Raw genomic sequence first — 11879 nt, forward strand, 5'->3', positions numbered from 1 at the left:
CTTTGTTCTTTGAGCGCCACGGTGGTGGTGAGCGAGTGATCCTCGTTCACTTGGATGGACAGGACCCTGAGGCGCGCGAAGATCCGCAGGAGTTTCAGGAATTGGCTAATTCGGCCGGCGCCGAGACCGTTGCGTTTTTTAACGTGCCGCGTCATCGGCCAACCGCCAAATTTCTGATTGGCAGCGGCAAGGTCGAGGAGCTACGCGATCTGGTCCATGCCGAAGAAGCAGACCTGGTAATCTTCAATCACGTCCTCACACCCAGTCAGGAACGTAACCTCGAACGTGTCTTCGAGTGTCGCGTGATCGACCGCACCGGTCTGATTCTCGATATTTTCGCCCAACGCGCCCGCACCCATGAAGGCAAGCTCCAGGTAGAACTGGCCCAGCTTGACCACATGAGCACCCGGCTGGTTCGTGGCTGGACCCACCTTGAGCGCCAGGGTGGCGGTATCGGCATGCGTGGCCCGGGTGAAACCCAGCTGGAAACCGACCGCCGTTTGCTCCGGGTTCGCCTGCGGCAGATCAAGGGCCGGCTGGAAAAAGTGCGCAGTCAGCGCGAACAGTCGCGACGCGGCCGTTCCCGTGCGGATATACCTACCGTGTCCCTGGTGGGCTATACCAACGCCGGTAAATCCACGCTCTTCAATAACGTGACGAAATCCGACGTGTACGCGGCTGACCAGTTGTTTGCCACGCTGGACCCGACCTTGCGCCGTCTGGAACTGGACGACCTGGGGCCGATTGTCCTGGCCGACACTGTGGGTTTCATTCGCCACTTGCCCCACAAGCTGGTCGAGGCATTTCGGTCTACGCTCGAAGAGTCGAGCAACTCCGACCTGTTGCTGCACGTGATCGATGCGGCCGAACCGGATCGCATGTTGCAGATCGAGCAGGTGATGGTGGTGCTGGGCGAGATTGGTGCCCAGGACTTGCCGATCCTCGAGGTCTATAACAAACTCGATTTGCTTGAAGGCGTTGAGCCACAAATCCAGCGCGACGAAAACGGCAGGCCCCAACGGGTCTGGCTCTCGGCACGTGATGGCACAGGTCTGGAATTGCTTGAGCAAGCCATTGCCGAGTTGTTGGGCAGTGATTTGTTTGTCGGTACCTTGCGCTTGCCTCAGCGCTTTGCGCGCCTGCGTGCACAGTTTTTCGAGTTGGGCGCGGTACAGAAAGAAGAATACGACGAAGAAGGTGTCAGCTTGCTGGCCATTCGATTGCCGCGCTCGGAGCTCAATCGACTGGTCAGCCGTGAAGGCGTTGTGCCGACGGAGTTTATCGAGCAACACACTTTGCAATAAAAGCCTGAGAAAGCGGTTGTGCCGTGGTGACAGGCATTCTGTAGCATTGGTCGGCGCGCCGTGGGTGCGTCTTTGCTTTATCAGATGGAGAGCGCTATGGCTTGGAATGAGCCGGGTGGCAACTCGAATAATCAGGATCCTTGGGGTGGCAAGCGTCGTAACAACGGCGACCGCAAGGGGCCACCGGATCTCGACGAGGCCTTCCGAAAGCTGCAGGAAAGCCTGAACGGTTTGTTCGGTGGTGGTAAGAAACGTGGTGGCGACGACGGCGGTGGTCCGGGCAAGAGTGGCGGCTTTGGCGGCCTGCTCGGCATCGGCCTGGTCGTGTTGGCCGCTGTTTGGCTGTACAGCGCGGTTTATGTCGTCGACGAGCAGGAGCAAGCCGTGGTGCTGCGCTTCGGCAAGTACTACGAAACCGTGGGGCCTGGCCTGAATATCTATTTCCCGCCGATCGACAAGAAGTACATGGAAAACGTCACGCGTGAGCGTGCCTACACCAAGCAGGGCCAGATGCTGACCGAAGACGAGAACATCGTCGAAGTGCCGCTGACCGTGCAGTACAAGATCAGCAACCTGCAGGATTTCGTGCTGAGCGTCGATCAGCCGGAAATCAGCCTGCAGCACGCGACCGACAGCGCCTTGCGCCATGTGGTGGGTTCCACCGCAATGGACCAGGTACTGACCGAAGGTCGTGAGTTGATGGCCAGCGAGATCAAGGAGCGTCTGCAACGCTTCATGGACACCTATCGCACAGGTATCACCGTTACCCAGGTCAACGTTCAGAGCGCAGCGGCACCGCGCGAAGTCCAGGAAGCCTTCGATGACGTGATCCGTGCCCGGGAAGACGAGCAGCGTTCGCGCAACCAGGCCGAAACCTATGCCAACGGCGTCGTGCCGGAAGCCCGTGGTCAGGCCCAGCGCATCCTTGAGGATGCCAATGGTTACCGTGACGAAACCGTCTCGCGCGCCAAGGGTGAGGCCGATCGCTTCACCAAGCTGGTTGCCGAGTACCGCAAGGCGCCTGAAGTCACCCGCCAGCGTCTGTACCTGGACACCATGCAGGAAGTCTTCAGCAACACCAGCAAGGTTCTCGTGACCGGCAACAAGAACGGCCAGAGCAACCTGTTGTACCTGCCGCTGGACAAGATGGTCGAAAGTGGTCGCAACACCGGCACTCCGGTGACCAGTGCGGCAGCCACCAGCAATGAAGCGAATGCGCGTGCGGCAGCTGATCTGCAGCAACAGCAAGCACGTACCAGGGAGAGTCGCTGATGAGCAATAAATCGCTGATCGCCCTTATTGTCGGCGTCGTCTTGGCGATCGCTGCCTGGAACTGCTTCTACATCGTGGCTCAGACCGAGCGTGCGGTGTTGCTGCAGTTCGGTCGCGTGGTCCAGACCGATGTTCAGCCAGGCCTGCATGTGAAAGTGCCTTACGTTAACCAGGTGCGTAAATTCGACGCACGCCTGATGACGCTGGATGCACCGACACAACGCTTCCTGACGCTGGAAAAGAAAGCCGTGATGGTCGATGCCTACGCCAAATGGCGCGTGAAGGACGCAGAGCGTTACTACACCGCGACTTCCGGCCTCAAGCAGATCGCCGACGAACGCCTGTCCCGTCGTCTGGAATCGGGCCTGCGTGACCAGTTCGGTAAGCGCACCTTGCACGAAGTGGTCTCCGGTGAGCGCGATGCGTTGATGGCGGACATTACTGCTTCGCTGAACAAGATGGCTGAAAAAGAACTGGGCATCGAAGTGGTCGATGTCCGGGTCAAGACCATCGACCTGCCGAAAGAAGTAAACCGCAGCGTGTTCGAACGTATGAGCACCGAGCGTGAGCGTGAAGCTCGCGAGCACCGCGCCAAGGGTAACGAACTGGCCGAAGGCATCCGTGCCGACGCCGATCGTCAACGCCGCGTGCTGCTGGCTGAAGCCTATCGTGAATCCGAAGAGGTTCGCGGTGACGGCGATGCCCAGGCCGCTGCGATCTACTCCAAGGCCTACGGCCAGGATCAGGAGTTCTACGCGTTCTACCGCAGCCTGCGTGCCTACCGTGAAAGCTTCGCGAACAAATCCGACGTCATGGTCCTCGACCCAAGCAGCGACTTCTTCCACTACCTGGAAAAAGCCAAGCCTTGATACGGCGTTGACCTGATTTATCCCCCCGCCGGGCGGCTAAAACCTCTGGCGGGGTGATCCTTTGGGAAAACGTGTGTATGATGCGGCAGCCGGGAAATTCCCGGCTTTTTTGCGTCTGCATGTTTGATTGCTGTTTTAAAGCAGATGCCGGGCCGATTGGCTCGACAGTTTTTCGAGGAAAGTGGTTGGCGAAGCCGGTAGAAGGGCTTTTCGCTCCGTCGCTCATGCGCGTGGTTTGTGCGCAAGTCGATCATTTTCTGCTTCACTCAAGGCTCGCCGACAGGCTGGTCGCCCGGAGATAGGGGAAGGCGTAATGGCAACGGTAGACCGCTGGCTTCTGCCAGATGGCATCGAAGAAGTACTGCCACCGGAAGCTGCGCGTATTGAAGTCGCGCGTCGTCAGGTGTTGGATCTGTTCCAGAGCTGGGGTTACGAGTTTGTCGTGACTCCCCATATCGAGTACCTGGAATCCCTGCTGACCGGCGCGGGCCAGGACCTGGATCTGCGCACCTTCAAGGTCATCGACCCGCAATCGGGTCGCCAGATGGGTTTCCGTGCCGACATCACGCCGCAAGTGGCGCGCATCGATGCGCATACCCTGCGTCGTGAAGGCCCAAGCCGCCTTTGCTATGCCGGCAGCGTGCTGCATGCTCAGCCGCGTGCCTTGTCGTCCTCGCGCAGCCCGATTCAACTGGGTGCCGAGTTGTACGGCGACGGCAGCCCGAGCAGCGACGTCGAAGTCATCAGCCTGATGCTGGCCATGCTGCAACTGGCCGATGTGCCGGATGTGCACATGGACCTCGGTCATGTCGGCATCTATCGCGGCCTGGCCCGCGCCGCCGGTTTATCCGGTGAAGTCGAGCAGCAGTTGTTCGATGCCTTGCAACGCAAGGCCATCGATGAGGTCATTACCTTGACCGAAGGCTTGCCTGCCGATCTGTCGGGCATGCTGCGGGCGTTGGTCGACCTGTGTGGCGGCCGTGAAGTGCTGGCTGCGGCCCGTGAGCGTCTGGCCAAGGCGCCTGCCCCGGTTCTGGCGGCGCTGGACGACTTGCTGGCAATTGCCGAGCGGTTGTCCGTGCGTTTCCCTGAACTGCCGCTGTATTTCGACCTGGGCGAGCTGCGTGGCTACCACTACCACACCGGTGTGGTGTTCGCCGTGTTCGTGCCGGGTGTTGGCCAGTCCATTGCCCAGGGCGGTCGTTACGACGACATCGGCGCCGACTTCGGTCGTGCCCGTCCGGCGACCGGTTTTTCCACCGATTTGAAAACCCTGGTGACCCTGGGGCGTGCTGAGATCGAGCTACCGTCTGGCGGTATCTGGATGCCTGACAGTACGGATGCGGCACTCTGGCAGCAGGTTTGCCAGTTGCGCAGTGAGGGTCAGCGTGTCGTTCAGGCCTTGCCTGGACAACCTTTGGCCGCCGCCCGTGAAGCGGACTGCGACCGGCAATTGATTCAGCAGAACGGGCTTTGGCAAGTATCGCCACTGGCTTCTTGAGTTTTCCCGCCGGCTGCCGCCGGCACCAAGTTTGCGCGAATGAGGACAAGTGTTATGGGTAAGAATGTCGTAGTCCTGGGCACCCAGTGGGGTGATGAGGGCAAAGGCAAGATCGTTGATCTGCTGACCGAACATGCTGCCGCCGTAGTGCGCTACCAGGGTGGCCACAACGCGGGTCACACTCTGGTGATCGATGGCGAAAAAACCGTCTTGCACCTGATCCCGTCGGGCGTGCTGCGCGAAGGCGTACAGTGCCTGATCGGCAACGGCGTGGTGGTAGCACCTGACGCCCTGCTGCGCGAGATCACCAAGCTGGAAGAAAAAGGTGTGCCGGTGCGCGAGCGCCTGCGTATCAGCCCGTCCTGCCCGCTGATCCTGTCCTTCCACGTTGCGCTGGACCAGGCCCGTGAAAAGGCCCGTGGCGAGCTGAAGATCGGTACCACCGGTCGCGGCATTGGCCCGGCCTACGAAGACAAGGTTGCACGTCGTGGCCTGCGTGTGGGCGACCTGCTCAACATGCCGCGCTTTGAAGACAAGCTGCGTGAACTGGTGGATTACCACAACTTCATGCTGGTGGGTTACTACAAAGAGCCGGCCATCGACTTCGACAAGACCCTGGCCGAGTGCAAGGAATACGCTGAGCTGCTCAAGCCGCTGATGCTGGACGTGACTGCCGAGCTGCACGACCTGCGTCGCGCTGGCAAAGACATCATGTTCGAAGGCGCCCAAGGCTCCCTGCTGGACATCGACCACGGTACCTACCCGTACGTGACCAGCTCCAACACCACCGCTGGCGGCGTTGCTACCGGTTCGGGTGTTGGCCCCATGTTCCTGGACTACATCCTGGGCATCACCAAGGCTTACACCACGCGTGTAGGTTCGGGTCCATTCCCGACGGAGCTGTTCGACGAAGTCGGTGCGCACCTGGCCAAACAAGGTCACGAGTTCGGCGCGACTACCGGCCGTGCTCGTCGTTGTGGCTGGTTCGACGCTGTTATCCTGCGTCGCGCTATCGATGTGAACAGCATCTCGGGCATCTGCCTGACCAAGCTGGACGTGCTCGACGGTCTGGAAACCATCAACATCTGCGTCGGCTACAAAGACGCAGAAGGCAAGGCCGTTGCCCCGACTGATGCTGACAGCTACGTGGGCCTGCAGCCTGTGTACGAAGAAGTGCCGGGCTGGACCGAGTCGACCGTGGGTGCCAAGACCCTGGAAGAGCTGCCAGCTAACGCCCGTGCTTACATCAAGCGCGTTGAAGAGCTGATCGGTGCGCCGATCGACATTATTTCGACGGGCCCGGACCGCAACGAAACCATCGTTCTGCGTCATCCGTTTGCTTGATAAGTCGTTGATGTAAAACACAAAGGCTCCTTAATCGGGGCCTTTGTCGTATTTGTCTGCAGGACGGCATGACCTTTGCTGTAAATATCTTCAAAAGAATGCCATCAAATTAATGGCGTCCAAGTAGAGGGATTCACAGTGTCGGCCGTTCTCTCACTGTTACAAAGCCGTTTGTTGCGGCCTGTGTTCGTTACCCTGGGTATCGCCCTTTTGGTGCAGGTGCTGGTGGCTGTTGCTCTGACCCGGAGCACGGTAACCGCGCTCGAAGCCGATCTGGGCACGCGCTTGGGTGCGGACAGTCAAAAGCTTTCCGCCGAGCTCGAGCAGGCCGGGCGTGAAGTCACGTCCAGTCTGGACAGCCTTTCTACCAGTACGCGTCAGCGCCTCACGGCCGGTTTGTCCTCGCGTCTTGAGGAAGAGCAGGCGCAATTGCGTTCGACCCTGGAAAAGGACCTGAAGGACTCCGCCAACGATATGGCGCAGCTTCTGGCTTCGGTCGCGCCCCGCGCCATGTGGGACAACGACATTCCGACGCTGTCCGAATTCGCCCGCCGGGCCCAGCGCAATCCCAATGTGCTGTTCGTGGTGTATGACGACGCTACCGGTCAGCACCTGACGCGCTACCTCAACCGGGAAAACCCGATCAACAAGGCGCTGCTGGAAAAAGGCCAGGGCGAGCGGGCGCTCGACAAGGTGCTGGATGCAGCGAAGAATGATCCTTCGGTCTTCTACATCGAGGCTTCGATCAACCCCAATGGCGTGGAAATCGGCAAGGTCCTGATGGGGGTCTCGACGGCTTCCGTGGAGACGGACCTTGCGGCCCTCGACAAGCGCTTCTCGGCCTTGATCGCCAGCAGCGACCAACTGGTCGGCGACAGCCTCAAAGGCGCGGCTGCCGACAGCGCAACGGCGATGCGCGCGCGTCTGCAGTCCGCGCAATCCACAGCAGCTGAAATGAAAGCCAACACCACCAGCACCGTACAGGAAGCCGCTGCAACATTGCGTTGGCGCATCGGCGTGTGTCTGGCGGTGGTGGGTTTTGGTGTCCTGCTGTTGCTGGCGGTGGTGCTCGGTCGTCGAGTGGTCAATCGCCTGAAAATGCTGATCGTTGCCATGGATGACCTGGCGGCGGGCGAGGGCGATCTGACCAAGCGTGTGCAGATCAACAGCAAGGACGAAATCGGCGACATGGCCTCGGCGGTCAATCGCTTTGTGGATAAGTTGCAGCCGATCGTGCGCGAGGCGGGCGATGTGGCTCAGCGTACCGGCGTCGAGATTGGTGCCATGACCCTGCGCAACGCGGGTGCGGACGCAGCGGCTGGCATGCAGCGCGACGAAGTGGCGGAGAGTTTGCGTGCCCTGTCGCAAATGGCGGATGAGGCGCAGTCGGAAAGCCACGCCATGCAGGCGGCGCTGAAACAGGTGGTGGAGATTCGTCAGGCCACCGATGAAAACACCCGGACCTCGGCGAAAGTCGGCAGCCTGATCGAGGAGCTGGCGGGGCAGGTCAATACCGGCGCCCAGGTGATCGAGCGCCTGGCGCAGCAAAGCGAGCAGATTGAAGTGGTGTTGACGGTGATTCACGGCATCGCCGAGCAGACCAACCTGCTGGCGCTGAACGCGGCTATTGAAGCGGCGCGTGCCGGCGAGACCGGGCGCGGATTTGCGGTGGTTGCAGATGAGGTGCGGGCGCTGGCGAGCAAGACGCAGAGCTCCACTGGCGATATCCAGGCGCACATCGTGGCGTTGCAGCAGGGCGCGCGCGAGGCGGTCGCGGCAATCGGTCAGGCCGGACGCCAGGCCAACGAAGGTTTGGTGGTGCTGCGTGACAGTGCGCGATTGCAGCAGTCGGTGCAGGCGTCGGTTGAGCAGGTGCATGCGGCGATCGGTCTGGCGACCCAGGCCGCGGCGCATCAGGCGCAAGGGGCGCAAGCGGTGCGAGGGCGGGTCCAGACCATTCATGCCCAGGCCGAGAAAGCCGCGCAAGCTGTGGTGGAGACCACGGCCAGCGGCAAGGTGCTGGATGGCCTGGCGGCGCAGTTGAAGGCGAGCCTGGGGCAGTTCAGGGCTTGATTGGTTGTTGGTGCCGGCCCCTTCGCGAGCAAGCCCGCTCCCACAGTGGTCCTCTGTCGAACACAAATATGATGTTCACAAAGGGCCAATGTGGGAGCGGGCTTGCTCGCGAATACGGTCTTAACGACTCAGATACATCCGGGTCGTCAGCAGATAGACCGGCAACCCCGACACTAATATCAATAACGCCGCATAAGGCGCCGCAGCGGCAAATTCCACATTCGCGGTATGCGCCCAGACTTCCGTCGCCAGTGTATTCAGCCCCGTCGGACTCAACAGCAAGGTCGCCGTCAGTTCCTTCATCGCATCCAGGAATACCAAGGCAAAAGCTGCGCCCAGTGCCGGGAAAATGATCGGCAGTGTCACTCGGCAGAAAGCGCTGAAAGACGAGGCGCCCAGTGTACGTGCCGCTTCTTCAAGCTGCGGTGCCGCCTTGTTCAGGGCGGTGCGGATCGGCGCCTGGGCCAGCGGCAGAAACAGCAGGGCGTACGCGATCAGCAGCAATGCCGAAGTCTGGTACAGCATCGGCACGTAGTGCAGGGCGAAATACACCAGGGTCAGGGCAATGACCAGTCCCGGCAGGGCGTGCAGCAGATACGGCAAGCGCTCGGCCCAGATCGCCAGTTGGCCCTTATGGCGCACGACCAGCAGGCCGACCGGCACCGCCAGCACCAGGCAAAACGCAGCGCCACCCAGCGACAGCGCGAGGGATGACAGCAATGCTTCACCGATGGCTGCCATTGGAAAGGCCGCCGATGATCCGACTGCCAGCCAGTAAGCCAGCATGCCCAACGGAATCCCGCTGCCGATGATTGCCAGCAGCAGGCAATAAAGCTGTCCCGCCACTGCCCAAGGCCCCAGTTGAACCTGCTCCGCCTGCCGCGCCGCACCCTGGCCGGTGCGCACGTGTCGCCCCTTGCCGCGCACGCGCAGCTCCAGCCACAACAACGCCAGGCACAACATCAGCAGTACGGCGGAGAGCATCGCCGCATTGGCATTGCTGAATTCCAGCTCGAACTGCTGATAGATCGCGGTGGTGAAGGTTTGCAGGCCGATGATCGACAGCGCGCCGAATTCCACCAGCATGTGCAGGGCAATCAGCAAGGAACCGGCGAGCAGCGACGGCCAGAGCAGGGGCAGGGTGACCTTGAAGAACACGCCCCAGCGGTTCTGTCCCAAGGTGCGCGCCGATTCTTCCAGTGAAGGGTCGAGATTGCGCAGGGTCGCCGCCACCGGCAGGAAAATCAGCGGGTATTTAGAGAGCGTCATCACCAGAATCGCCCCGCCGAGTCCCTCGAAATGAGCGCTCAATGAAACCCAGGTGAAGCTGCTGACAAACGCCGGTACGGCGAAGGGCAGGCACAGGATCACACCCCACAGGCGTCGCCCCGGCAGACTGCTGCGCTCCAGCAACCACGCCAGCGACAGGCCGATCACGCCGCAGGCCAGCGTCACGCCGACCATCAACGCCAGAGTGTTGCGCAGTAGTCCGAACACATAGGGGCGCCACAGCAAATGCAGCGCCTCGGCCCAGCCTGCTTGCCAGGCCTTGAGCCCGACATAGGCCAACGGCAGCAGGCTGAGCACCACCAGTAGCAAAACCGGCAGGACCAGCCAGATTGACGGCCGCTTGCGTCGTGGCATGTACCCGCCATGTGCGGAAAGCGATGCGCTCATCAGTTCAGGCCAACGTCACGTTCCAGGTCCAGGGCTTCTTCGGCATTGCCCAGGTCGGCTGGCGTGACTTTCGGTGCTTGCAGCTCGCTGAATGGCTTGAGTCCGCGATCAGACTCCATGCCTTTGTGCAGCGGGTATTCGGCGGTGGTCTGGGTGATCACGCGCTGGCCTTCCTCGCTGGCCATGTAGGCGAGCAATTGCTGTGCTTCTGTTGGGTGTTTGCTGGATTTCAGCACTGCTGCGCTGGACACGGTGATCAGCCCGCCAACGTCGCCGCCGGTGAAGTAGTGCAGTTTCGAATCGAGCTGGCCCTTTTCACGCTGCAAGGCGAACCAGTAGTAGTTGTTGACCAGCACGGTGGCCACTTCGCCATTTTCCACGGCTTTGAGCGCGACCATATTGTTGCTGTAGGTCTTGCCGAATGCGCGCAGCCCGGTCAGCCATTCTTCGGCAGCGTCCATGCCGTGCACTTTGATGATGGCGACGGCTTGTTCCTGGAAGGCGCCGCTGGTGGGCACGAAGCCGACCTTGCCTTGCCATTTTGGATTGGAGAATTCCATCACCGAGGTCGGCAGGTCTTTTTCATCAATCAGCTTGGGGTTGTAGGCGACGACGCGCACCCGGGCAGTCACGCCAATCCAGGTGCCATTGCTGGCGACGTATTCCTTGGGCAGAACGGCCAGCGTGGTGTCATCCGCCCTGGCCAGCAGGCCTTGTTCGCCAAGTTTGTTCAGTGGCGGCGATTCTTCGGTGTAGATCACATCGGCAGGGGAGCGATCGCCTTCTTCGACGACCTGGCTGGCGAGCTGGTTGCTGCTGCCTTTGCGTACATTGACGTGGATCCCGGTCTTGGCTTCGAAGGCTTTGGCGACCGCGTCGCCGACTTCTTTGTGTTGGCCGTTGTAGAGTGTCAGGGAAACCGGGTCGGCGGCTTGGGTGAGGGGAGTGGCAAGTGCCAGGCCGAGCAGGGTAATGGTCAAGCCGCGGCGCAGGGTATTTCGAAACATCATTCGCAGGGTTCCTCACTGTCGCATTGCAAAAACTTGTAACAATGATAAACGATATTGCTTCTCAAATGCGCCTTGCGGGTTGGATTTGCTTTTGGTACGGGCTGCCGATGACCCTGTAGGAGCGAGCCTGCTCGCGATGGTCTCCAACGATAACGCGGGGTGCCTGCATGCAAATGTTGTCTGGGCGTGCATCGCGAGCAGGCTCGCTCCTACAGAAGGGCGGTAGAGAACATTTCTGGATGCCAGAAACGCAAAAACCCGCTTTCGCGGGTTTTTGTGAAGTTAAAGGCCGTAACCTTGAACTTGAATTGGTGCCCAGAAGAAGACTCGAACTTCCACGACCGTAAGGTCACCAGCACCTGAAGCTGGCGTGTCTACCAATTTCACCATCTGGGCATTCATCTTCAGCGTTGCCGCTGTTGATGTGGCGCACTATACGGAGAGCGTTTTGATCTGTAAACCCCTGATTTTAAAAATTAATAAACCAGTGGTCCAGAATGCAAAAACCCGCTTTCGCGGGTTTTTGTGTGAGCCTTGAAATTGATCTAATCTCAAGCTCGAAATTGGTGCCCAGAAGAAGACTCGAACTTCCACGACCTTGCGGTCACCAGCACCTGAAGCTGGCGTGTCTACCAATTTCACCATCTGGGCAGTATCGGCAACGTCTCCGTCGTCGATGGCGCGCACTATACGGAGCGTCTTTTTAACTGTAAACCCCCGGAATCAAAAAAACCTGGAAAATTTCGCCAGCGGTCTTCAAAACAGCTTTGCGGTGTCGATACAGGGCTTTAGATGGGTCGTCTTAGCCTGAAATTTCCCGTTTCATTAC

The 11879-nt window shown here is 60.1% G+C and carries 8 protein-coding genes and 2 tRNA genes; 6 read left to right on the forward strand and 4 right to left on the reverse strand.

Annotation, left to right across the window (positions count from 1 at the left end; all coding sequences use genetic code 11):
* Positions 1 to 2: 2 nt before the first annotated feature.
* The 6 genes from hflX (at position 3) to ACXX83_RS27205 (ending at position 8363) form a co-directional block, all read left to right on the forward strand.
* Positions 3 to 1304: a ribosome rescue GTPase HflX gene (gene hflX, locus ACXX83_RS27180; RefSeq protein WP_096819817.1), complete on the forward strand. Its 1302-nt coding sequence runs from the start codon at positions 3 to 5 to the stop codon at positions 1302 to 1304.
* Positions 1305 to 1400: 96 nt separating this feature from the next.
* Complete coding sequence (gene hflK, locus ACXX83_RS27185) at positions 1401 to 2576, forward strand: FtsH protease activity modulator HflK (RefSeq protein WP_007973262.1); 1176 nt, start codon at positions 1401 to 1403, stop codon at positions 2574 to 2576.
* Positions 2576 to 3445 carry a protease modulator HflC gene (gene hflC, locus ACXX83_RS27190; RefSeq protein ID WP_102673159.1) on the forward strand — a complete coding sequence of 290 codons (870 nt, stop codon included), beginning with the start codon at positions 2576 to 2578 and terminating at the stop codon, positions 3443 to 3445. The genes hflK and hflC overlap by 1 nt, the downstream gene beginning before the upstream one ends.
* A gap of 313 nt (positions 3446 to 3758) precedes the next feature.
* A complete protein-coding gene (locus ACXX83_RS27195; protein ID WP_007973265.1) occupies positions 3759 to 4946 on the forward strand; it encodes an ATP phosphoribosyltransferase regulatory subunit in 1188 nt (395 codons plus the stop codon).
* Between the two features lie 54 nt (positions 4947 to 5000).
* On the forward strand, positions 5001 to 6290 hold the full coding sequence (locus ACXX83_RS27200; RefSeq protein ID WP_007973267.1) for an adenylosuccinate synthase: 1290 nt from the start codon (positions 5001 to 5003) through the stop codon (positions 6288 to 6290).
* A gap of 138 nt (positions 6291 to 6428) precedes the next feature.
* On the forward strand, positions 6429 to 8363 hold the full coding sequence (locus tag ACXX83_RS27205) for a methyl-accepting chemotaxis protein (RefSeq protein ID WP_458550078.1): 1935 nt from the start codon (positions 6429 to 6431) through the stop codon (positions 8361 to 8363).
* 120 nt (positions 8364 to 8483) lie between these two features.
* On the opposite strand, the gene ACXX83_RS27210 is transcribed toward ACXX83_RS27205, so the two are convergent.
* From ACXX83_RS27210 to ACXX83_RS27225, 4 genes are all read right to left on the reverse strand, one after another.
* The gene (locus tag ACXX83_RS27210) at positions 8484 to 10040 is read right to left on the reverse strand and encodes an ABC transporter permease (protein ID WP_458550079.1); all 1557 of its coding nucleotides are present in this window, start codon (positions 10038 to 10040) and stop codon (positions 8484 to 8486) included.
* Entirely contained in the window at positions 10040 to 11050 is a 1011-nt protein-coding gene (locus ACXX83_RS27215) for an extracellular solute-binding protein (protein ID WP_458550080.1), read from the reverse strand. The genes ACXX83_RS27210 and ACXX83_RS27215 overlap by 1 nt, the downstream gene beginning before the upstream one ends.
* A gap of 309 nt (positions 11051 to 11359) precedes the next feature.
* Positions 11360 to 11446 (reverse strand) — tRNA-Leu (locus ACXX83_RS27220).
* A gap of 168 nt (positions 11447 to 11614) precedes the next feature.
* Positions 11615 to 11701 (reverse strand) — tRNA-Leu (locus tag ACXX83_RS27225).
* Positions 11702 to 11879: the final 178 nt, after the last annotated feature.

Source organism: Pseudomonas sp. GNP012 (genome assembly GCF_054343835.1).